The organism is Alkalihalobacterium sp. APHAB7, from assembly GCF_048323755.1.
Lineage (GTDB): Bacteria > Bacillota > Bacilli > Bacillales > Bacillaceae_F > Alkalihalobacterium.
On sequence record NZ_JBLWFS010000017.1, the window covers coordinates 50433 to 75139 of the forward strand.

Consider the following 24707-nt stretch of genomic DNA (forward strand, 5'->3'; position numbering starts at 1 on the left):
ATTATCGCCTCACTCTCTTTCTATTTCACTACCCGTTAATTTCAAAACTAGCATCGCTAATGGAGGAACTTTGATCGTTAACCGGTAAGGTTGGTTATGCCAAGTTACTTTTTCGCTTATTAATGGTTTGTCTAGAGTTTGGTTAGAGCCGCCAAATTCTTGTCTATCACTATTAAATGCTTCAATATAAGTCCCCATAAAAGGAACTCCGATATGATAGTCGTAACGAACGATAGGAGTAAAATTGCAAACAACGATAACAAAATCTTTAGAGTCCTTACTTTTTCTAATAAAACTAACAATACTTTGCTCATAGTCATGTGGGTCAATCCATTCAAAGCCATCATTGTGATGATCTAATTCCCATAATGACTTTTCATATTTATAAAAGGTGTTAAGAGATTTCATGTAGTGAGAAAATTCTTTGTGTGAAGGATATTCTAGTAGTTCCCAATCTAAGTCTTCAAGGTCTTTCCATTCATCAAACTGACCGAATTCACTACCCATAAATAACAACTTCTTACCTGGGTGAGTCATCGTATAGCCAAGGAATGCACGTAAATTGGCGAACTTTTGCCAATAATCACCTGGCATTTTATTTAGTAATGACTTTTTACCGTGAACAACTTCATCATGTGATAAGGGAAGGATAAAATTTTCTTTGAAAGCATAAAAAAAGGAAAAGGTAAGTAACTGGTGGTGCCATTTACGATGAATAGGTTCCATTTCCATATAACGGAGCATGTCATTCATCCAGCCCATATTCCACTTATAATTAAAACCAAGTCCACCGACGTATGCCGGCGCACTGACTAACGGCCAAGAGGAGGACTCTTCTGCCATCATGTAAGTGTTAGGGAAAACCTCGAATACGGCCTCATTTAGTTTACGAAGAAATTGAATGGCTTCGATATTCTCTTCTCCACCATATTGATTTAAAATTTTTTCTTCATCTTCTCTGCCGAAATTTAAGTACAGCATACTAGAAACAGCATCTACTCGAATTCCGTCAATATGGAACATATCAAGCCAGTAAAATGCATTTGAAATTAAAAAACTATTCACTTCAGAACGACCAAAATCAAAGGACAAAGTTCCCCAGCCCTTTTTCTCAGCTTTGCGTTCATCAGCGTATTCATATAATGGTTCACCATCGAATAACCGAAGACCATGTTCATCTTTACAAAAATGACTGGGAACCCAATCTAATAACACACCAATTCCGTTTTGATGGCATTGGTCGACGAAGTACATTAAATCTTCGGGTGTCCCAAATCGACTAGTTACTGAAAAGTACCCAGTTGACTGGTACCCCCAAGACCGATCGTAAGGGTGTTCGGTAATAGGGAGGATTTCAATATGGGTATACCCCATCTCTTTTACATAATCAATTAATTCTGTAGCTAATTCTCGATATGTATAAAATTCACCATTGTCTTTCCGTTTCCAGGAACCAAGGTGAACTTCATAGATGAGCAACGGTTCATTTAATAGATTTCTTGTTTTTTTTGCTTTTTGCCAATTCTCATCTCCCCATTTGTAGTTATTTAAATCAGTTACAATGGAAGCAGTTTGTGGACGAAGTTCGGAGTAGAAGGCGTATGGATCCGATTTTAAGAAAACTCCCCCATGCTTGGAGTGGATTTCATACTTGTAGATAATTCCTTCTTCTAAATTTGGAATAAAGCACCACCAAATGCCTGACTCATTTATTTTATGCATAGAGTGGTTTGTTCCATTCCAATTATTAAAATCTCCTACAACACGAATGGCTTCTGCATTAGGGGCCCAAACTGCAAAACGTACCCCACTTGTTCCCTCCTTGTCGCTGCAAAGATGAGCTCCAAGAGTTTTGTAGCTATAAAAAAGGTTGCCTTGATGAAATAAATAAAGATCATATTCACTAAGCTTTTCTGTTTGCAAAAGGAACCTACAACCTTTCTAAATTAAAGTCTTAGGTTAAGCTTTCTACATTTTGGTTAGAAACCCTTTTGAATTTACAGAAAGAAAACAAAATTAATGTTACAAAATCTAACAAAAAACTAGTAGTGATGAAGAGTTAATCATCATAAAAGAAGAGAATAATACTAAATATCGTCTGAAAATGAGGGATTTTGTCGCAAAGAGTAGAAAATATAGTACAATTGAATTACTTATACAGATTTTTTAATAGGTATAAAGTATATTAATGTTATATTTTAATAATATTGTAGTGTTTAATTTTAAGCGGGTGATGATAGTGAATCAGCAAATTGAGCCTTTATATGACAAAGAGATAACGTGTTTAGTATGTGGAGAAAGATATACTACAAAACGAATTCGTACTAGGTTTATAAGGACAGAAAATATAGAAAGTGACTTTTTTACAGTGTATAAGGATGATAGCTGTAACCCTTATATGTACGAGGTACATGTCTGTCCAAACTGCGGCTATGCAGCGACGGATCAATTTTCAAACCACTTCCCACCAGAAGTGAAAAATAGAATTGAAAAAGAAATATCATCACGATGGAAGCCGAGAGATTTTGGAAAGGAACGAACAGTTGTTGATGCTATTACAGCTTATAAATTAGCTGTACTTTCCGCGACAAAAAAAAAGGAAAAGCATATTGTCTTAGCCGGAATTTATATGAGATTAGGTTGGTTGTATAGAATGATAGGAGAAGAGAAGCAAGAACAACGTTTTTTACGATTAGCACTTAAAGAATATGAAGAGTCATTCGAACAATCTGATTTTATCGGGACACAGTTAACGGAAATAAGAGTTATTTATTTGTTAGGAGAATTAAATCGTAGAATAGGTTCAGAAACAGAAGCGATTAAATATTTTTCTAGAGTAATACAACATCGACAGCGTGATACTGATGCAAAAGTAACAGAAACGGCAAGAGAACAATGGTATTTAATTAGAAACCAGGAGGAAAGTTTTGGGATTAAATAAAATTTTCTAAAAAAATGCCATATAAACGGTGGTATATGATAAAATTGACATGTGAATAAAGTTATAGTTAATTCCGGGTGTTATACAGATATCATATCAACTAAGTATTAAATATTTACGATTAGTAAGTGGAGGCTATTATGAATGTAAATCACGTAAATGCAATTTGTCGTGCAACGCAAACTATCTTACAAAGTCACTTTGGCATAGAAGTTACACCGTTAAAACCGTCAGCTGGAAAAGGTCCAGTACCTTCTAATCATGTTTCTGTCATCTTAGGTGTCAGTGGTCAGCTGAATGGGCAAATTATTTGTTCATTTTCTGAGAGCACAGCGAAAGGAATTGTCGGTGTGATGATGGGCGGGATCGAAGTTGAGACATTAGATGATATAGGTTGGAGCGCTGTGCAAGAGTTTGGAAATTGGGTAGCAGGAACAACAGCAACGGAATTGTCTAAAGAAGAATGTATTATTGACGTCACGCCTCCTATCGTAAATGAAGGTGCTTCAAAATACCATTCGAATAAAACGTTTATTAGCATTCCATTAGATAGTCAAATCGGAATGATTGAGGTACATATTTCTGTATCAGATCAATAAAAGGTTTTTATCGAAGCGACAGACACAAAGCCAATATTGAAAAACACAAGCAGCAGAAAAGTTTTTTCGGTTGCTTGTGTTTTTATTTTGCTTTATTTGCTTGTATGGACTAGTCGATATGCTTATTTTTGGTGGAATGGTGTGCGGTGGAGGAAGAAATTAGGAGGGAGTGCTAACGAAAAGTGCGTGAACGTGTGCGGTGTAGGGAGAAACTAGGAGAAAGCATTAACCAAAAGTGAGGAATGGTATGCGCTAGAGGGAAAACCTAGGAGAAAGCATTAACTAAAAGGGTGGAGTGGTTCACGCAGGAGGAAAAACCAAGAGGAACGATAATCAATCCCATAATTGGTGTTCGAAGAAGATGAAACCTTACGTACATTTAAGGAAAAAATGATTTTGTTTACTTGTTCATATTATAGGGGATAGGTTGTTATGGTTGTTGAAAGAGCCTGGTTAAGGGTACACTTCTTAATATAGCAGTTTAGGAAAAAGGAGTTGAAGGTATGACAAAAATAGATGTATCAAAGTTTGAGAAAAAGATAGAAATTAGAAACATCATGAGAAAAGATTTTGATGAGATTATGGCTCTGCAAAAACTTTGTTTTCCTAATATGGAACCGTGGGAAATTGAACATTTAGAAAGCCATATTCGTGTTTTTCCTGAAGGTCAGTTTGTTGTAGAGTATGACGGGAAAATTATAGGATCATGTTCAAGTTTAGTCATCAATTTTGATGAATATGATGACCAGCATACGTGGGATGAAATTACGGATAAAGGATATATCACGAACCATAATCCGGATGGATATAATTTATACGGTATTGAGGTTATGGTGCACCCAGATTATCGAAGAATGAAAATTGGAAAACGACTGTATGAGGCAAGAAAAGAATTAGCGAGAAGTCTTAATTTAAAAAGTATGATTATTGGCGGGAGAATTCCTAACTATTATAAACATGCAACGAAATATACACCTCGTGAGTATGTTGAACAAGTGATGCTACATAATATTTATGATCCAGTTCTAACTTTCCAAGTGATGAATGGATTTACACTTAAACGAATTAATCCGAATTATTTAGAAGATGATAAGGCGTCCATGAGATATGCGACGTTAATGGAATGGAACAACATCGATTTTCAACCGAAAAGTAAAAGGCATTTTAGAACGTCGTTCCCTGTCCGGATAACGACCATCCAGTACATGATGAAAAGAATTGACTCATTTGAAGAGTTTGCTACCCAATGTGAATATTACACTGATGTAGCTGCAGGGTATGGATCTGACTTTGCCGTGTTTCCTGAAATTTTCACCACCCAACTCTTGTCATTCTTACCGGAAAAAAGTCCAAGTCAAGCGATCAGACGCTTAACTGAATACACAGAAGACTATATTAAATTGTTTACCAGTTTAGCTGTAAAGTACAATGTTAATATCATTGGTGGTTCTCACTTTGTAGAGGAAGAAAATAAAATATATAATATTGCCTACTTGTTTAGAAGAGATGGAACGATTGAAAAGCAATATAAAATTCATATTACTCCAAATGAACGTAAATGGTGGGGAATTAGTCCAGGGGATGAAATTAAAGTCTTTGATACCGATTGTGGGAAAATAGCCATTCAAATATGTTATGACGTAGAGTTCCCTGAGCTCGGACGAATCGCTGTAGATAAAGGAGCCAATATTATCTTTACGCCATTCTGTACAGATGAACGCCAAGGCTATTTGAGAGTTCGTTATTGTGCGCAAGCACGCGCGATTGAAAATGAAGTTTATACCGTTATTTCGGGTACAGTTGGAAACCTTCCACAAGTTGAAAATATGGATATCCAATATGCTCAATCAGGAATTTTTACTCCTTCTGACTTTGAATTCCCGCGCGATGCAATCGTTGGTGAATGTCACCCTAATATAGACACGGTTGTTGTTGGTGATGTTGATCTTGAAATATTGCGTCGTCATAGACGGAGCGGAAGTGTAAATCAATTACGTGATCGAAGAAAAGATCTTTATGAGATTAATTACAAGCTAGAAGGAAAATAGTATGTTCTGATTACGAAAGAGAGACCGCTCGAATGGATCAAAAAAGATCGTTTCGAACGGTCTTTTTTGATGCCTTTGTTGCTTTTGCATCTACTAATTTTCACAAGACCAAGAAGCTAGGCGTGAAGAGTCAAATAACCGCTTGATATACGGCAAAAATCATAAGCAACAATCTTTGAGAAAAGATCCAAATGAGTATAAACAAAATGTTTCATCCGTATGAGTTTAATTCATTCTTTCGTTGGAAAAGCTGTGATGAGAGAAAGGATGAGCAATTTGAATTTAGAAAAAGTAGTTGTAAAACGATCAGTGATGACCATCTTTATTGCTATATCTTTTTTAATTATTACGGGATTACTAAGCTATGCTCTTTTATTTCGTGAGAATCTCGTTACGGATTGGTACATGGAAGTTGTCGGAAGTGATAATGTCATTTCAGCAGGGACCACTAATGATCTTCATATTTTCCTGTACGATGAAGAAGGAAATCCAATAAAGAATGCGAATGTTAAGGTAATATTAGACATGCCGGAAATGGTTCACTATATAAAGAAGCCGATGCATCATGTAGAAAATGGCTTGTATGAAGTAGAAATCCTATTGTCCATGGGTGGAACATGGATTGGTTGGTTAGAGGCAAAGCGCGGTAGTGAAACATACATCAACCAGTTTTTACTTCGGTCTGATGGTAATGTGATGTCTAATGATTTTCGTGATCCAAAAGACCACTTTCATCTAGAACAACCACTTCCTCCTACTATTCAACAACAGTTAGATTAACTGTTCATACGTTATTGACAAGTAGAACATCTACTGTTTAAATGACGTAGTAAAGGAGAGTGACGTGTGGTGGAGAGTTTTAACGGACAAAAAATATTACCTGCTGCAAGAGATATTAAACAATTAGAGAAATTGTTAGATAGTCAGTTCACATATATTATCTTATTAAATAGTCATATTGGTCAGTTAAAGAGTCTAACCCGGTTGGCAAAGAGTAAAAATAAACAATTACTTTTGCATGCGGATTTAGTACAAGGGCTTAAAAATGATGAATACGCTGCGCAATTTTTATGTCAGGATATTCGGCCAGCCGGCTTAATTTCTACGAGGAAAAGTGTAGTGCTAACAGCGAAAAAAAGTGGCTTAATTGCGATTCAACGATTATTTTTACTAGACAGTATTGCACTTGAAACGAGTTATAAATTATTAGAAGTAACTAAACCTGATTTTATTGAGGTCCTTCCAGGTGTAATGCCTCATATTATAACTGAAGTTTTTGATGAAACAAAAATACCGATAATTGCAGGTGGACTTATCCGAAATAAAGAAGAAGTTGATCATGCAATTAAGGCTGGTGCGGTGGCAGTGACTACTTCGAGAGGTTTTTTGTGGGAATGATAAGTTTATTATCATTGGTACATATTACATATAAAAAGCAGTAAAGAAAAGGCAGAATTTGTTTTCTGGCTTTTTTGTGTGCGACTGGAGTATAGAATATTGTTTTTGAAACCTTCATCTCATCGGTAAATCAAACGATCAATGAAGTATCTCTACTACTTATCTTATATTTGTAAAATATAGGGAGTTTATATCTTATATTTTCACATAAAATTAGCAAAGTGTCAGCAGGAATGGTAAAGTATTTAGGGAAATAAATAAGAGTTTACTATTAATGATGTAAGGTCATGTAGAGGACAAGGAGGAGACTATGGTCTGGAAACAAGCTTATAGTAGATGGGTAGGTTTTGGTGGCTTAGAAACAGATTTAAAAGAAGCATTAGAGGCTTTAAAGAATGATGACGTTCGCTTGGAAGATTGCTTTTATAAAGGACTAGAGTTTGGTACAGGGGGAATGCGAGGAGAAATTGGCCCTGGACCCAACCGGATGAATACATATACAATTCGTAAAGCCTCGGAAGGTTTTGCTCGATATATTTCGGAGTTTGGAGAAGAAGCGAAAAAGCAAGGTGTTGTTATAGCATATGACTGCAGACACAAATCACCTGAATTTGCTAAAGAAGCAGCGTTAACACTTGGAAAGCACGGGATTCAGACTTATTTATTCCGTGATTTACGTCCTACTCCAGAATTATCTTTTGCAGTTCGTTCTTTAAAGGCATTTGGTGGAATTGTGATAACTGCGAGTCATAATCCGCCAGAATATAATGGATACAAAGTTTATGGTCCGGATGGGTGTCAACTTCCACCAGGCCCTGCGAATACTCTCATTGAAAAGGTTAATGAGGTTGAAGATGAATTGTTAATCGAAGTAGCAGATGAAAACGAGTTAAAAGCAGCTCAACTCTTAAAAGTGATTGGTGAAGAAATCGACTTAGCTTATAATGACGAGCTTCAAACGATTATTGTTAATCCTGAGATGGTCGTTGAAAAAGGAAGTGATGTAAACATTGTGTTTACACCATTGCACGGAACAGCAAATATTCCAGTTCGTCGTGTCCTTGAAACGTCTGGTTTTAAAAATGTAGTCGTTGTAAAAGAACAGGAACTGCCAGACCCGAATTTTTCAACAGTTAAATCACCAAATCCAGAGGAACATGCAGCTTTTGAATATGCGATTAAATATGGTAATGAACACGATGCTGATGTCCTAATTGCAACTGACCCTGATGCTGACCGAGTAGGGATTGCGGCAAGAAATGAACAAGGAGAATATGTTGTACTGACAGGAAATCAAACGGGTGCGTTAATGCTTGAATATATCCTTTCGCAAAGAAAAGCACAAGGAAAACTCCCTAAAAATGGGGTAGTTCTAAAAACAATTGTTACTTCTGAATTAGGTAGAGTGATTGCAGAAGAATATGGGCTTGAAGCAGTCGATACACTGACAGGGTTTAAATTTATCGGTGAAAAAATGAAGGAATATGAAGAAACTGGGTCTAAAACCTTCTTATTTGGCTACGAAGAGAGTTACGGTTATTTGGTTGGAGATTTTGTTCGTGATAAAGACGCCGTTCAAGCTTGTTTGTTAGCAGCAGAAATGGCAACCTACTACAAGTCTCGTGGAATGAGCTTGTATGATGGATTAATGGAAGTATTTTCTAAGTACGGTTTTTATCAAGAAGGCTTAGAATCACTAACACTCAAAGGAAAAGCGGGAGTGGAGCAAATCCAGTCAATCCTCGCTCATTTTAGAGCAAATCCGCTTCATAAAATTGGCGGTATGAAGGTTATTGTTGCTGAAGATTATCATACACAGGAACGTTCTTTCCTAGTAGAAAATCGCAGGGAAGCATTAACACTGCCAGTTTCAAATGTTTTAAAATATACACTAGAAGACGGTTCTTGGATTTGTATGCGACCATCAGGTACAGAACCAAAAATTAAGTTCTACATTAGTGTCAAAAGACCAACCCTTGCTGAAAGCCAAACTTGGTTATCAGAACTAAAGCAAGAGTTAATGAGTACTATTCATGGTCTTTTGAAGCAAGCTTAATATATGAGGGTGGATAATCATTAGTCCACCCTCCTTCTTTTTTAATGGCTCTTTTCTAAAAGATTGTTGCTTTTAGCTATTGGACCGTAACCAAGCGAAAGCTTGGTTCTTCACGCTTTAGCGTGAAGCTTTTGAATATAGCTGTCATTGCAGATTGAAAATAATGTCGAAAACTTATATCAAAAAAAATTGATTAAATAGTTGTCAAAAGAAGAAGACCGGTATACAATATGATTAACAAGATGACAATATTTGGTGGTGAAAATGTATGAAAGAAATTCCACTAATAGACGTTAACTTAGATAAAACGTTTGAGGAATATGAAAGTAAGTTTAAAGCGTTGGCTGATAAAAAACGGCTTGAAATTATGTATGAGTTGACGCAACGGGGAAAAGTTTGTGTATGTGACTTATGTGAGATCTTTCAGATGCCTCAATCCAAAATCTCTTATCATTTAAAAATTCTTTTAAGTGCTGGTTTAATAAAGAAAGAAACAAAAGGTACTTGGAGTTATTATATGTTAAATGATGAACAGGTGAACCATCTTCTATCCGAACAATTATGTTGTTTGTTCCGAGGCTGATTATTTTCAATCAGTCTTGGTTAGTTATAAATCAATTTTTTTTGATTAAAATATCAATATTATTTGATTAAAGGGGAGCTTAGAATGAACATTCACGTTGGGTTAAACGTAACAAATTTAAGCAGGTCCGTTGATTTTTACTCAAAGCTTTTTGGAGCAAAGCCAATTAAAGTAAAAGAGAATTATGCAAAGTATTTGATCCCTGATTTATCATTAAACTTTACGTTAAATGTACAGGCGACTGTAGAGGGAAACCAAATAAATCATTTTGGTATTCAAGTAGATCAGCAAGAAGATATTGAAAGGCATAGAGATCGTATGACTGCTCAAGGAAATGAAACGAGAGAGGAAATTAACACGGTTTGTTGTTATGCAAGACAAGATAAATTTTGGATTTCTGACCCAGACGGAAATGAGTGGGAGTTCTTTTACACATGGGAAGATACAGAGCAAGAAAATAATAACTCTAGTACATGTTGCGCATCTTAGTGAATAACAGACAGTAATTTAAAATTAAAAGAACCAAAAGAGCAATAACCTAATTATGGTTGTTGCTCTTTGTGCTACATACACTACATTAAAGACGTAAAGTGTTTAAAAATTTAAAGTATTAAAGATACCAGGTACCATAAAAGGGGCATCATTTGGCTGTTTTTTTCATAAATTGTTATAACCGGAAGACTAGAGGAGGGTCGTCTATGTTACCGCATGAACAAAAACAGTTGGAATATGCAATTGAGGAAATTACCGAAATTGCTCAAGGGTTTGGCTTAGATTTTTTTCCAATGCGATACGAAGTTTGTCCTGCAGATATTATTTATACGTTTGGTGCCTACGGGATGCCGACGAGATTTTCCCACTGGAGTTTCGGAAAACAATTTCACAAAATGAAGCTGCAATATGATTTGGGCTTAAGTAAGATTTATGAATTGGTTATTAATTCAGACCCTTGTTATGCCTTTTTACTCGACTCCAACTCACTTGTGCAAAATAAGCTGATCGTTGCCCACGTTTTGGCACATTGTGATTTCTTTAAGAACAATGTTCGCTTCTCCAACACGAGACGAGATATGGTAGAAAGTATGAGTGCGACGGCTGAAAGAATTTATCGTTATGAAATGATTCATGGCAGGGAAGAAGTTGAGAAATTTCTCGATGCCATATTATCGATTCAAGAACATATTGATCCAAGTATTTTACGCTCTAAATTAGCTTGGTCGATGGAAGAAGAGGAAGAAGAAACACCGAAGTCAACTTCACCATATGATGATTTATGGGACTTGGGAAGTAATAAACCAGCTGAACCGAAAAAGAAAAAGAGGAAAAAATTCCCACCAAAACCAGAAAAAGATTTATTGTTATTTATTGAAGAGTACAGCCGTGAGCTTGAGCCGTGGCAAAGAGATATCCTTACAATGATGCGTGAAGAAATGCTTTATTTCTGGCCTCAGCTAGAAACAAAAATTATGAATGAAGGCTGGGCTTCGTATTGGCATATTCGAATTATGCGCGAACTCTCACTAACAACCGATGAAGCAATCGAATATGCGAAGCTAAACTCCGGTGTGGTTCAACCATCTAAGACGAGCATCAATCCATATTACCTTGGTCTTAAAATTTTTGAAGATATTGAAGAGCGATATAACAATCCAACGAAAGAAATGAAAGAACGACAAGGTGTTAAACCTGGCAGCGGAAGAGAGAAAATCTATGAAGTAAGAGAAATTGAATCTGATATTTCATTTATTCGTAATTACTTGACGAAAGATCTTGTAAATCGCGAAGATTTATTCCTATTCCAAAAGCAAGGATCAGACTATAAAATTGTCGATAAAGAGTGGGAGAATATTCGTGATCAACTCGTTCAATCCCGTGTAAATGGAGGGTTCCCGTATTTAACAGTTACAGATGGTGACTATTTAAAAAATGGGGAATTGTATGTTACTCATCATTACGAAGGAACGGAATTAGACGTAGGGTATTTAGAAAAGGTCTTGCCTTATATCCACCAATTATGGGGCCGTTCCACTCATATGGAAACCGTGATTAATGAAAAGAAAATCGTTTTTACGTACGATGGGAAGAAAATGCATCGAAAATATTTATAAAAAAAAAGCTGTCTCAGCAGGGTGTTTCTAGCTCTATTGAGACGCTTTTTTTATTTTTGCCTCTTTCTGAAAGACTGTTTATCTTGTTTTTTTAGGTTGGAAGTCTATAGTCGTGAGTAATAAGTCACTACAAAAATTAAAAAAAGTAATAAATACATGTTTTAAAGCATTTTGTTTGGGTATAGGTACTTTATCATGGTAAAATATTCACGGTTTACTATGGGGGAATTTCAAAAAAAAAAATATTTGGGGGAGTTAAGGTGAAAAAGAAAATATTAATAGCCTTTTTACTGATCAGTTTAGTACCAATGTTAATTTTATTTAGCTTGAGCGTTACTACGTCTTCTTCTGCTTTAGAAGAATCAACACTAAATCATTTAACATCAATTAGAGAAGTAAAAAAGGGAATGATTGAAGATTATTTTGATGAAAAAGAAGGAGATGTCGCGCTTTTAGCTAGAAATAGGATTACTTATCTAACGATGGGAAATCAAACAACTGATGAAGGAAGCAATAATAACAGAACTATAGAGAGAACGGCAGAAGAGTATTTTGAAGAATTTATTCGTACATATAATTATTACGACTTATTTTTAATCGATAGAGAAGGAAATATTATTTATACCGTAGAGAAAGAAGATGACTACGGTACGAACTTAATAACGGGTCCCTATAATAATACTGGACTAGCTAATGTATATCAAAATGCTGATGAAGGCTTTGCAATTGCTGATTATGAACACTATGAACCATCGGATGCACCAGCTGCATTTATCGCCCATCCTGTTCGTAATAGTAATGGAGAACATCTTGGGGTCGTTGCCTTACAACTATCAGATGCCGATATTAGTCGGATGATGCAAAGCAGTGAGGGGTTAGGAGAAACAGGAGAAGCTTATCTTGTTGGTCATGACTTTTTAATGAGGTCTAACTCTCGCTTTATTGAAGAATCAACCATAGGTGTCATGGAAGTTAAAACAGTGGCGACTGAGAAAGCACTTCAAGGTGAGACAGCTGTAGAGATTATTGAAGATTATCGCGGCAATGAAGTGCTTAGTGCTTTTACACCATTAAATATTAACGGACTGGATTGGATAATAGTCGCTGAAATGGATTCAGGAGAAGCGCTTAGTTCTGTTCAATCGCTGCTATGGAAAATGGTACTAGCTCTAATTGCTGTTACTGTGATTGTTATTATATTTGCAATTATATTTGCTTCCAAGTTAACTAAACCATTACTCTTATTAAAGTCAGAGTTAGATAATTTATCGCAAAGCGGTGGAGATTTAACAAAGAAAATTCAGGTAAATAGTAATGATGAAGTTGGAGATTTAGCGGATTCGACCAATGTATTTATTGAAAATATCAAAAATATTGTTACAAGTGTTAAAGCTAATGCAGATAAAGCGGCATTAACTTCTCAGCAATTATCAGTAAGTGCGGAACAAACGGAGCAAACCTCTAATCAGATTGCTGTTACAATTGGTGAAATTGCAGATGGAGTGACGACACAAGCTGATTTTTCAAGTCAAATTCTTACTAAAATGCAAAAGTCATCGGAAGAAGTTGTGCACGGTAGAGAAGAAGCGGTCCGTATGTTTGAACAAGCTAAAGAAACAACGAACTATTCCTATAATGGTGAGCAGTCCATAAAAGAGGCAATTGAGCAACTTGCAAAGATGTCTCTATCTGTAAAAAAGGCGGCTGATTCTGTAGAACAATTAGGAAAAAGATCAGGCGAAATTGGTGAAATTACAAGCATTATTACTGGGATTTCAGAACAAACGAACTTATTAGCTTTAAATGCTTCTATTGAAGCAGCAAGAGCAGGTGAACATGGAAGAGGCTTTGCTGTTGTTGCCGATGAAATAAGAAAATTAGCAGAACAATCGAATGCTAATGCAAACCAAATTGCAAACCTAATTAAATCAATTCAATATGAAACGAATGAAACGGTTGAACTTATGGGCGAAAATTCCAAGTTAGTTCAAACTCAAGTCGAGCAAATAAAGCTTGGCGGTGAAGCATTAACGAAAATAGTCGAACAAGTAGAAGTCACAGAACGAGGCGCTAATGAAGTTAGAGACTATTTTACAAAAATAGAGGAAAATATAAAAGAGGTATTAGAGTCTATTGAACAAATATCTAGTATCACAGAACAATCGGCTGCAGCAGCCCAAGAAGTAGCAGCAGCGACAGAAGAACAGGCAGCAACTGTCGAAGAGGTAAATGTAAGTTCAGGTGAACTAGCTCATGTTGCTGAAACATTACAAAAGGATGTTTCCAAGTTTATCGTGTAATGAACAGTTTAGCAAAACAACATATTATTGCATGATGATGATCAAGCGTTACTTCTAATGTAACCACACCTTAATAATAAGGTGTGGTTATTCTATTATTTTACGAAGATGTATATGATTTTACTCTGATTAAAATGTCAGTAAATATATAAATGGTAAACATTATATATCTACTTTTATATATCTAATAATTTTTTCATTTTTCAAATAAATAGTTTGACAATTTTGTATATTATAAATATAATCATTTTAGAAACTAAAGTCGGTGACTTCGGTTTGTTATTTTAATTAATGTCTGCTTATTAGCTCATTTCTTATAATGTGACTAATTTAGGCTAGCTATGTTTTTTGAAAAAATGTCACAGACTCTTTGGCTAGGCTCTTTTCTAAAAGAATGTTGCTATTAGCTATTGGACCGTAACCAAGCCAAAGCTTGGTTCTTCACGCTTTAGCGTGAAGCTTTTGAATATAAATCAGCCAGATGGATAAATGAATTTTTAGGGCTGATTTATATTCAAAAAACGGTCCAATAGCAACAAAGTTTACGAAAACAGCCTTTGGCTAAGTAAAGCAGTCTATGAAAAAAAGCGATTTTCATTTATTCAACTCAGAAAATGTAAGCGGTTACCATGCCTTACCTACATGTTAATATTGTTTTTTATTAATTGCTGGGGGTGATGATGAAGTTAACTTTTTAGGGGTGCAAGCTTTAAAGCAATAAAAAAATGAAAGGGGTTAATCAGATGAAAAGAAATAGGAATTCACTTTTATTTTTACTTATTTTAACAGTTATGATCATGAGTGCTTGTATGAACCAAGAAGCAGGTAGCAGCCAAAATAATAATAACAATAACGATAATTCTTCAACGAATACAGCTAGTGGAGAAACTTTTAATTGGCGTATGGTAACGCCTTGGGGTGGAGGCTCATTACACATTGGGCAAGATGAAAGATTTGCTGAACTTGTTAAAGAACTTAGTAACGGTCGATTAAATATTACTGTTCATCAAGTTGGGGAACTTACTGAAGCTGCTGGTGTTCTTGAGGCTGTGCGTGATGGTGTTGTAGAAATGGGTACGGATACACCGCTTTATTGGTCAAATATTAATCCTGCCTTTGATCTATTAAGTTCACAAGTCGTCGGGTTAAGTAATATTGATTATTTATTGTGGATGTATGCTGCTGATGGTTTAGAGATGTACAACAAAATTTATGGACAACATAATATGGTTTATTTTCCACATACAGTTCATAGCATGGAGTCAGGAATTCGTTCTACCAAACCAATTGAGAGTTTAGATGATTTGCAAGGATTGAATATTCGTTTTGTAGGGCTTATGCAATCTCGTATCATTAACAAATTTGGTGCAAATCCAGTAAGTATTCCTACTGTAGAAATCTACGAAGGATTACAGCGTGGTGTTATTGATGCTGCCGAATTTGCTACACCGTGGGCTGATCAAATTATGGGTCTTGATGAAGTAACGGATTACTGGGCTGTACCAGGCTGGCATCAAACGTCTTGTGTGTTCGGTGCAATGATCAATCAAAATGCTTGGGATTCTCTTCCTGAAGACTTACAAGAAATTGTTGCGATTGCAGCAAAAACGGCAATGCTGGAAAACACAACAAAAGCGATGTATAACGATGCTGTAGCCGCAAGTGAAATGGTCGAAAAAGGTATTACAATCAATCAAATGTCTGATGAAGATATCAAACGAATTGAAGAAGCTGCAAAGGAAGTGCGTGAAGAAATTGCGAGTGAAAACGAAGATTTTGCCATGGTATTAAATAGTCAAAAAGCGTATTTAGAAACATATGGAATGTATAGAGAGCTACAAGGTAAATGGGGCTTTGGAGATAATTATCCTTCCTTGCTAGATTGATATGCAGAGGTTGTCCAAAATAACATGGTGTTGTGAATTCTGAAAAATAGAAGGATAGACACTATAGAATTTGAAGATGTCTAGCTCTAGCACCGCTAACCGGGCGTTTGCGCTTTTCTTTCATACTTTGGGCAACCTCTTATTAAATTATAAAACATAAAATTTACCTTTTAGGAGAGTCTTAATGAAACTATTGAGAGGAATTATAAAGAGCATTGATACGCTGAATAATTTTATAGGTAAGATTGGTGCCTGGTCTGTCATTTTGCTTACATTTCTAGTGGTCTATGAAGTTATAAGTCGCCGCTTTCTAGGTGCACCGACGATTTGGACCTATGAAACAATAACAATGATTTACGGCTTTCATTTCATGATTGTTGCTGCTTATGCTCTTGTGCATAAAAGTATGGTATCTGTAGACATTCTCTACGAAAAACTAACCCTTAAAAAACAAGCAATTTTAGATATTGTAACGTATTGTATTTTATTCTTCCCTTTTGTTATCAGTATTTTCTATATAAGTATTGGCTATGCTCATTATTCTTGGAGTACGAAAGAGGTTTCGACCTCATTATTTGCACCACCGTTATATCCAATAAAAACGATCATTCCAATAGCATTTGGTTTACTTATGCTGCAAGGAATTTCAGAGGTTTTAAAACGAGTTTATATATTAATAAAGGGGGAGCGTTATGAGTCCTGAACTATTTATTCTATTAATATTTATCGCTCTCCTAATTGGTTTGGCAACGGGGCATCCACTAGCTTTTGTTTTAGGTGGAGTAGGATTTCTTTTCGGTTATATTGGCTGGGGACCACAAGTAATTAATATATTTGTTAGTCGAACTTTTGGTGTAATGAATAATTATACGCTAGTAGCCATACCGCTTTTCACCCTAATGGCTAATTTGTTAGCACGTTCTCAAATTGCTGATGGATTATTTGAATCCCTGCGTTATTTGCTGGGCCGATTGCGTGGTGGTATTGCTTTAGCAATCATTGTTGTTTCAACTGTATTTGCTGCGACTACAGGAGTAGTTGGGGCTTCTGTCGTTACGATGGGGCTTTTAGGAATTCCTGTATTGCTGAAATATGGATACAACAAAGAGCTATCAACAGGTGTTGTGGCAGCTGGTGGAACATTAGGTATCTTAATCCCACCGAGTATCATGTTAGTCATCATGGGAGCCCAATCACAAGTTTCTGTTGGTGATCTGTTTAAAGCGACACTAATTCCGGGACTTTTATTAGCAGCATCGTATTGTGTCTATGTTCTATTTATTTGCTGGAAAAATCCGGATTACGGCCCCGCTTTATCTGCTGAGGAAGCGGCTGCAATGCCAATCAGGAAGAGAATTACGGGAGCGCTAGTTAACTTAATTCCACCCATGATACTAGTCATGGCAGTCCTAGGTTCAATCTTTTCTGGGGTTGCAACACCGACGGAAGCTTCCGGTGTAGGAGCCTTTGTAGCATTATTAATGACTTTTGCCTACCGTAAATTCAGTATGAAGATGTTAAGCGAATCTGTGTATGATACAGCGAAAACAACAGCAATGGTTATGATTATATTAGTTGGTGCAACCGCATTTTCCTCAATGTTTATGACACTTGGTGGGGATCAGGCTATTCAGAATTTTGTTCAGTCATTAGGGTTAAACAAGTGGGGAGTATTCATCATTATGATGGCTGTTACGTTTTTACTTGGGATGTTTATTGATTGGATTGGGATCGTTATGATTGTATTTCCTATTTTCTTACCGCTTATTCAATTATATGATTTTGAGATGCTTTGGGTTGTTACATGTATTGCACTTATGTTGCAAACATCATTTTTAACACCGCCGTTTGGTTATTCATTATTTTATGTCAAAGGTATTGTACCTGATGGAATATCATTAGGAACGATTTACCGAGGAGTCATTCCTTTTGTAATCATCATTGTAGTTGTTATTGTATTAGTTGCTATTTTCCCAGAGTTAGTTCTTTGGTTGCCCTCAATTTTAAAAACATAGAACCATTCTTTGCTCCTTTTTTAAGGAGCTACTCTTTACTACTTTTACAGACTGTAGTCTTCGAAAAGGGTTCATGAATAGGTGAATATTAACTTAAGTGCTGTTAATGATTATTAGTTATTAGGAAAAAATGATAGACAAATAGTTTGGTTGAGAATAACATGGAGGGATTTAAAGATGGATAAAATTAGCGTTGACTTTATGAATGTCGGATTTATGTTGAAAAGAAATGCACGTCACTATCCAAATAAACTTGCGGTTGTCGTCGGAGATCTGCGACTCACATATAAAGAGTTTAATGATAGAGTAAACCAAACAGCGAATTCTCTTAGTCAGCTAGGGGTCAATAAAGGAGATAAAGTAGCGATGTTGCTTTCAAACAGCATTGAAATGTTAGAGCTGTTTTGGGCTACTGCAAAAATTGGTGCAGTGATAGTACCGTTAAATCCAATGGTAAAAGGTAAAGATAACGTGTTTATTATTAATGATTGCAGCCCTAATTTAATGGTTGTCGGTGAAAATTATTGGGGTGAAATTGAAAGTATTAAGCAGGAGATTAAATGTACGAATACGTATGTTGTTGTTGGGGAAAGAAAAACACCAGGAGTATACAATTACACTGCTGAAAGAGAGAGCGCTTTAACAACCGAACCTATAACAGAAATAGATGAAAATGATGAGTGTAATATTATGTACTCATCAGGTACAACCGGCCTGCCGAAAGGGATCGTCCATACGCATAAAACAAGAAACATGTATGCTTTTCTTTGGTCTGTTGAATATGGTGTTTCGTTTGAAAGTAAAGTACTAGCAGCTGGAAGCTTAGTATTTAATGGTTCATTAGCTTTTATGTACCCTACTATTTGTGCGGGCGCTACTTATGTACTTATGCCAAAATTTAATACAGAAACAGCGTTACAACTAATTGAAAATGAACAAATAACTCATACGATGTTTGTTCCGACCCAGATTATATCATTACTAGACTCACCGGGATTTGATAATGAAAGGCTCAATTCATTAAAAGTATTACTAACGTTAGGAGCACCGTTACCAACTACAAGGAAAAAGGAAGTTTGCGAGAAGTTACCTGGACGTTTATATGAACTGTATGGGTTGACAGAAGGTTTCTTAACAACCCTTCGCCCTGCCGATGTGCTAAGAAAAATCGGATCTGTTGGACCACCAATGATTTTCAATGAATTTAAAATCATTGATGAGGATGGAGAAGAAGTAGCTATAGGAGAAGTGGGTGAAATCATCGGGCGTGGACCGACAATTATGTCTGAATATTACAATAACCAAGAAGTTACGAGAAGTTCCGTTGTGGATGATAATTGGATTAAAACAGGGGATCTAGGCTATTGTGATGACGAAGGGTTTATTTATCTAGTGGATCGGAAAAAAGATATGATCATTTCTGGCGGTGTTAATATTTATCCTCGAGATATAGAGGAAGTTATTAGTAGTCATGCTGAGGTTGCAGAATGTGCCGTATTTGGCATTCCACATGAAAAGTGGGGAGAAACACCAGTAGCTCAAGTCATTCTAAAACCTGGGGCATCGATTACGGAAGAAGCACTTTTATTATGGGTCAATGAAAGAGTGTCAGCACGTTATCAAAAGCTAAGTCAATTATTGATTGTTAATGAGTTTCCTAGAAATGCATCAGGTAAAATTTTAAAGAGAAAAATGAAAGAGGTATTTTCACTAACCAATTAAAGAGCGATGTTATATGTATGAATATGGTAACGTTCGTGAGGCAATGGCTACCTGTGCTGTTCAAAACCATAATCATGCTCTATTAAATCCAGATGGTGATCGCAAGTTACAACAAGAGTAGAAGGATATAGTAAAGATAAGGAAATCAAGATTGGGATGGAAGTAGAATTAAAAACAAAAGATGAGAATGGGAAACCAATTTATCAATTGATTAATGCATAGGAGATGGAGTTTATGAGATTACTAGATAAAGTATCAATCATAACAGGAGCAGGAACTGGTATTGGGCAAGCAACGGCAATTAAATTTGCTCAAGAAGGTGCTAAAGTTATAGTCGTTGATATGAATGAAGAGAATATGGAAGAAACAGTTGCAAAAGTTACCGAGCTTGGTGGAGAAGCTCTAGCGTTTCAGGTTGACGTTACGAACAAACAACAAATCACTGAAATGGTCGATGAAGTGATGAAAAGATATACTCGTATAGATACTTTAGTAAATAATGCAGGTATTATTGATGATGCTCAACTATACAAAATGACCGATGAACAATTTGATAAAGTAATAGATGTCAATTTAAAAGGAACGTACAATATGACTCGAGCGATTGTAGATATTATGAAAAACCAAAACTCAGGTGTTATTTTAAATGCGTCATCGGTCGTTGGAGTTTACGGCAATTTTGGCCAGACGAATTATGCAGCAACTAAATTTGGTGTAATTGGGATGACAAAAACGTGGGCAAAAGAACTGGGTAGAGATGGAATCCGTTCGAATGCGGTTTGTCCTGGGTTCATTGCTACTTCTATTCTAGCACCTATGCCTGACAAGGTAATCCAAGCAATGGAAGCAAAAGTTCCTCTTGGTCGACTAGGAAAGCCGGAAGAACTTGCCAATGTCTATGCGTTTTTAGCATCGGATGAAGCAAGTTATGTGAATGGAGCTGTTATTGAAGTTAGTGGTGGAGTTGTAGTTTAACTCAAATGATACTTAGGGGCTCAATGTGTTTAATAGAATTATCATGGATTGAAAATTAGATCATTAACCAATTGTAAACGTTTTTTGCGGACTTCACAGGACCTTATTTTCTAAAAATCTATCCTTTTATCGGTTTTTGGGAACTGAGGGGACCTTATTTCTATTATTTTTTATGAAAAAGACTGTTTTAGTAGTCAATAAGGGCCTCTGAGGTCCATTAAACAATAAAAAACACTGTTTTGGAGAACATAAGGACCCCTGAAGTACACTAAAATTGTCCAACATGATTTTCAGTTATTCAATACAACCAAAGGTGCGAATCCTAGTGATTGGCACCTTTGGTTGTTATATTAATGATTTACCTCAGTTAGTAAATTCATTATTCTCCTAGGATAGTTTTTATCGGCCATTCATTTTTTAGCTGAGTTCTGTTTTATTCCTTCTATAATAAGCTCGAGAAATGTTGTACCTTCTTCTACGAGGTTAAAGTTATCATATAATCCCCAATCATAAAGTGTCCCCCGCGTACATCTTGTTACATAATTGGTTAATCGTTCCGCGCTCATATCTCTTCTGAATTCACCCGTTTCTTGTCCAGCTTCTATAAAGGTTTTTACAATTCTGTAATAAGGTCTTGCGGTACTAACGAGGAAATCTGCTTGATTAGGATGAAGGGCATTAATGTAAATGGTTCGAATTACTTCTTTGCCAAGTTGTTCTTCAAGAAAGTGTAACTGCGCATGTATAAGTTTTTTTATTTTAGCTTCTTCTGTTTGTTCATTTTCTAGCTCCTTAAGGAAATTGATATAGAAGTCATCGATTTCTTTAAATTTCTCCAAAAATATTTCATACTTTGAGTTAAAATGGTTATAAAAAGCCCCTTTTGAAGTGCCAGATTCCTTTGCAATGTCATCAATAGTTACATCGTTATATCCATTTTTGGAGAATAGATCAAGGGCTGTATTTAAAATTTTCTTTTTCGTTTCAAGAGCTTTTAACTTTCTAGGGGTTAGTTTAGTCATGAGAATCTCCTCTATTTATATATTGGGCTCTTTACACTTTGCTTTAAAAACCAACATTAACAGAGCCAAAAGGTAGCCTAGTAAAAATCATTTTACAAACTAGAGTCTAAGACTTTAGTTCTTCAATTTTTAATAAATTATACACTATTACCGTTTCAAATTGAATTAAACGAGAAATATATTGTGACTTATTGATTAAATCTTACAAAAATTATCAATTTAAGATAAAATATAAGTAACATCTATACTAGTTATAATAATTTTTTTACGGAGGATACTAATGTGTTTAAACTTTCGAATAGTCAAGTAGAACAGGCATTGTATCAAAATGCCTTTGAGTATGCCTCTAATGGTAAAGCAATTGTTACGTTAGATGGAAAGTTTTATTTAGTTAATAGTACGTTATGTACTATTTTAGGTTACTCCAAACCTGAACTACAACAGTTAAGTTTGTCAAAAATATCTCATCTTGAAGATATTTCGAAGACTAATTATTTATTTACAGAGCAACCACCTAATATAGAAGATAAAATAATTATTGATCAACGATTTATCCATAAAAACGGGAAAGAACTTTGGGTTGCCCTACATTTTTCATTGCTTAAAATAACTGAAGGAAGTAAACAGACATCTCATTATCTTGTAGATATATATGATATTAGTAAACAGATCGAAAAAGAGAAAGAGATCAAAAAACTTAACCAAATTCATCAATTGATTTTAGATTCTATTTCTGATGGAATTTATGGTATTGATTTAGATGCTAATGTTATCTTTTGGAATAAAGCTGCCGAAGAAATGGTAGGTTATGGTGAAAATGATTTAAGTAATCAAAATTTGCATGATCTTATACACCATACAAATAAACATGGAAATAAAGTTTCTGTAGCAAGCTGTCCTGTTTTTAAGGCACTAAAAGATGGTGAGAGTATTCATATCACTGATGATCTATTTTGGAGAAAAGATGGGACGAGTTTTGACGTAGAATATACGACGAATCCAATCTTAGAAAATAGTGATTATATAGGTTCCGTTATCACATTCAGAGATATTACGGAAGTTAAGAAAACAAAGGAAATTCTGCAAAAATCTGAAAAGCTCTCATTAGTTGGCCAGATGGCAGCAGGGATTGCCCATGAAATACGAAACCCTTTAACTTCATTAAAAGGCTTCTTGCAACTTATACAGTCAGGTGAATCTGACAAACAGTTATATTACAAAATAATGAATGAAGAATTTAATCGCATCGAACTGATTCTTAATGAGTTATTATTGTTAGCCAAACCAAATGCAACAACATTATGTGAAAAGAATATTGTAGGAGTCTTAGATCAAGTGGTAGCTATTCTACAACCACAATGTAATATCCAAAATGTACAAATTAACTGTATTTATCAAACAGAAGAAATTTTAGTCTATTGTGATGATAATCAGTTAAAACAAGTATTTATCAATCTGATTAAAAATTCGATTGATGCGATGCCGACCGGCGGTGAAATTTCACTGGAGGTCGAAAGTGAAAGTGAACAAGTTACTATTCGTGTTAAAGACCAAGGTGTTGGTATACCAGAAGAAAAGCTAACTTCTATCGGGCGACCGTTTTTCTCCACAAAAGAAAATGGAACTGGATTAGGACTTATGATTTCATTTGGAATCATAGAAAATCATAACGGAAAAGTTACTGTTACTAGTAAAGAAAATCAAGGTACGACGTTTACTATTACGCTACCTTTATTATAAGTGCGTGTTCAAAAAGGAGGACAATTTGAACCTCCTCTATAAGTTATGAATTTCAAAAAAGGCAGCACTTTACTATGTATAAAATGTACCCTATAGAGTAGACACTAAAAAAAGTCTACCTGTAGGGTACTTTTTTGTATAATTAAGAAATACGACAGAGAAAAAACATGGAGACGGAGAAAACAAAATGAGTAAAAAGATTTTTACAGTGAAAGAAATTAAGCTACTATCAGCTAATAAATATGTTAAATCAGTTAGTACAAAAGGAATTACTTATACTGATGAATTTAAGCATCTTTTCATTAATGAAAATAAAAAGGGAAAGTTCCCAAGAGAGATATTTGAGGAATGTGGGTTTGATATAGATATCATTGGGATGAAACGTGTTGAATCTTCAGGCAAAAGGTGGAGAGCTGCCTATCGAGAAAGTGGAGTTCTAGGGTTAAATGATACTAGGAGGGATAGTTTAGGTAGACCTAGAAAAAAGGAACTTACATTAGAAGAAAAAAATGCTCGTTTAGAAGCACAAATTAACTTTCTAAAGGCTGAGAATGAACTATTAAAAAAGATTCGTTTTTTAGAAAGGGGGATGAAGAAGTAGTAATTCCCCCCTTTCAGAAATACATCCTTATTCATTCAGTTATTGAAAAATATCAACTAAAAAGTATGGTGAGCTACCTGTGTGAACTAGCTGTCATTTCACGAAGTGGTTATTATAATTACTTCTCAGAGAAATCACAGGAACAGAGAAGGCAAAAAGATAAAAAGGATGAAAAAGCGAAAGAGACCATCTTTAAAGCATTTAAATTTAAGAATCGTAAGAAAGGGGCACGCCAAATTAAAATGACCTTGGCGGGTCAATTTAATGTTGTCTATAATTTGAAACGTATACGACGAATCATGAAAAAATACGGTATTATTTGCCCTATTAGAAAGGCAAACCCCTATAGGCGAATGATGAAAGCAACACAAGAACATCGAGTTGCCCCTAACCTAGTAAATCGACAATTTAAGCAGGGGGTACCTGGAAAAGTTCTTCTAACAGATATTACTTATTTTTTTGGTCATTTCAAGGATGAGGCATACATAAAGCATTGTACAACCTTGGATGAATTAAAGCTTGAAATTAAACAATACATGACGTACTACAATCACTATAGATACCAATGGAATTTAAAAAAGATGACCCCTGTTCAATACAGGAATCATCTTCTTAAAACTGCCTAGACTTTTTAAAAATGTCCTTTACAAAGGGTACACTTTAGTATCTTGGATCGTTTTTTTGTTTTTAATTTTTATATTACATTTATCTAA

The 24707-nt window shown here is 35.4% G+C and carries 18 protein-coding genes and 1 pseudogene; 17 read left to right on the forward strand and 2 right to left on the reverse strand.

The window, feature by feature from the left end; genetic code table 11:
- Nucleotides 1–9: 9 nt before the first annotated feature.
- The gene (gene glgB / locus ACNSTQ_RS15725; protein ID WP_418200771.1) at nt 10–1923 is read right to left on the reverse strand and encodes a 1,4-alpha-glucan branching protein GlgB; all 1914 of its coding nucleotides are present in this window, start codon (nt 1921–1923) and stop codon (nt 10–12) included.
- A 316-nt stretch (nt 1924–2239) separates the two neighbouring features.
- On the opposite strand from glgB, the gene ACNSTQ_RS15730 reads away from it, so the two are divergent.
- From ACNSTQ_RS15730 to fabG, 15 genes are all read left to right on the forward strand, one after another.
- A complete protein-coding gene (locus ACNSTQ_RS15730; protein ID WP_418200772.1) occupies nt 2240–2941 on the forward strand; it encodes a DUF2225 domain-containing protein in 702 nt (233 codons plus the stop codon).
- Between the two features lie 140 nt (nt 2942–3081).
- Nucleotides 3082–3540 carry a chemotaxis protein CheX gene (locus ACNSTQ_RS15735; protein ID WP_418200773.1) on the forward strand — a complete coding sequence of 153 codons (459 nt, stop codon included), beginning with the start codon at nt 3082–3084 and terminating at the stop codon, nt 3538–3540.
- A 503-nt stretch (nt 3541–4043) separates the two neighbouring features.
- Complete coding sequence (locus ACNSTQ_RS15740; protein ID WP_418200774.1) at nt 4044–5588, forward strand: GNAT family N-acetyltransferase; 1545 nt, start codon at nt 4044–4046, stop codon at nt 5586–5588.
- Between the two features lie 276 nt (nt 5589–5864).
- A complete protein-coding gene (locus tag ACNSTQ_RS15745; RefSeq protein WP_418200775.1) occupies nt 5865–6368 on the forward strand; it encodes a FixH family protein in 504 nt (167 codons plus the stop codon).
- Between the two features lie 66 nt (nt 6369–6434).
- Nucleotides 6435–6986, forward strand: coding sequence for a glycerol-3-phosphate responsive antiterminator (locus ACNSTQ_RS15750; protein ID WP_418200776.1), 552 nt, complete (start codon nt 6435–6437; stop codon nt 6984–6986).
- Between the two features lie 310 nt (nt 6987–7296).
- Nucleotides 7297–9042, forward strand: coding sequence for a phospho-sugar mutase (locus tag ACNSTQ_RS15755; protein WP_418200777.1), 1746 nt, complete (start codon nt 7297–7299; stop codon nt 9040–9042).
- A gap of 268 nt (nt 9043–9310) precedes the next feature.
- Complete coding sequence (locus ACNSTQ_RS15760; protein WP_418200778.1) at nt 9311–9625, forward strand: ArsR/SmtB family transcription factor; 315 nt, start codon at nt 9311–9313, stop codon at nt 9623–9625.
- An 84-nt stretch (nt 9626–9709) separates the two neighbouring features.
- The gene (locus ACNSTQ_RS15765; RefSeq protein WP_418200779.1) at nt 9710–10114 is read left to right on the forward strand and encodes an ArsI/CadI family heavy metal resistance metalloenzyme; all 405 of its coding nucleotides are present in this window, start codon (nt 9710–9712) and stop codon (nt 10112–10114) included.
- Nucleotides 10115–10323: 209 nt separating this feature from the next.
- Complete coding sequence (locus ACNSTQ_RS15770; protein ID WP_418200780.1) at nt 10324–11733, forward strand: SpoVR family protein; 1410 nt, start codon at nt 10324–10326, stop codon at nt 11731–11733.
- A 260-nt stretch (nt 11734–11993) separates the two neighbouring features.
- Nucleotides 11994–14033, forward strand: a complete 2040-nt coding sequence (locus ACNSTQ_RS15775; protein WP_418200781.1) for a methyl-accepting chemotaxis protein — start codon at nt 11994–11996, stop codon at nt 14031–14033.
- A gap of 743 nt (nt 14034–14776) precedes the next feature.
- A complete protein-coding gene (gene dctP, locus ACNSTQ_RS15780) occupies nt 14777–15919 on the forward strand; it encodes a TRAP transporter substrate-binding protein DctP (protein ID WP_418200782.1) in 1143 nt (380 codons plus the stop codon).
- Between the two features lie 184 nt (nt 15920–16103).
- On the forward strand, nt 16104–16622 hold the full coding sequence (locus ACNSTQ_RS15785; protein WP_418200783.1) for a TRAP transporter small permease subunit: 519 nt from the start codon (nt 16104–16106) through the stop codon (nt 16620–16622).
- Nucleotides 16612–17934 (forward strand): TRAP transporter large permease, encoded by a 1323-nt coding sequence (locus ACNSTQ_RS15790; RefSeq protein ID WP_418200784.1) that lies wholly within the window; start codon nt 16612–16614, stop codon nt 17932–17934. The genes ACNSTQ_RS15785 and ACNSTQ_RS15790 overlap by 11 nt, the downstream gene beginning before the upstream one ends.
- Nucleotides 17935–18111: 177 nt before the next feature.
- The gene (locus tag ACNSTQ_RS15795) at nt 18112–19656 is read left to right on the forward strand and encodes a class I adenylate-forming enzyme family protein (RefSeq protein WP_418200785.1); all 1545 of its coding nucleotides are present in this window, start codon (nt 18112–18114) and stop codon (nt 19654–19656) included.
- A 234-nt stretch (nt 19657–19890) separates the two neighbouring features.
- Nucleotides 19891–20631, forward strand: coding sequence for a 3-oxoacyl-ACP reductase FabG (gene fabG, locus ACNSTQ_RS15800; RefSeq protein ID WP_418200786.1), 741 nt, complete (start codon nt 19891–19893; stop codon nt 20629–20631).
- A 410-nt stretch (nt 20632–21041) separates the two neighbouring features.
- On the opposite strand, the gene ACNSTQ_RS15805 is transcribed toward fabG, so the two are convergent.
- The gene (locus ACNSTQ_RS15805; protein ID WP_418200787.1) at nt 21042–21653 is read right to left on the reverse strand and encodes a TetR/AcrR family transcriptional regulator; all 612 of its coding nucleotides are present in this window, start codon (nt 21651–21653) and stop codon (nt 21042–21044) included.
- 282 nt (nt 21654–21935) lie between these two features.
- On the opposite strand from ACNSTQ_RS15805, the gene ACNSTQ_RS15810 reads away from it, so the two are divergent.
- Both ACNSTQ_RS15810 and ACNSTQ_RS15815 read left to right on the forward strand, forming a co-directional pair.
- The gene (locus tag ACNSTQ_RS15810; RefSeq protein ID WP_418200788.1) at nt 21936–23393 is read left to right on the forward strand and encodes a PAS domain S-box protein; all 1458 of its coding nucleotides are present in this window, start codon (nt 21936–21938) and stop codon (nt 23391–23393) included.
- A gap of 187 nt (nt 23394–23580) precedes the next feature.
- Nucleotides 23581–24620: pseudogene (locus tag ACNSTQ_RS15815) on the forward strand (IS3 family transposase).
- Nucleotides 24621–24707: the final 87 nt, after the last annotated feature.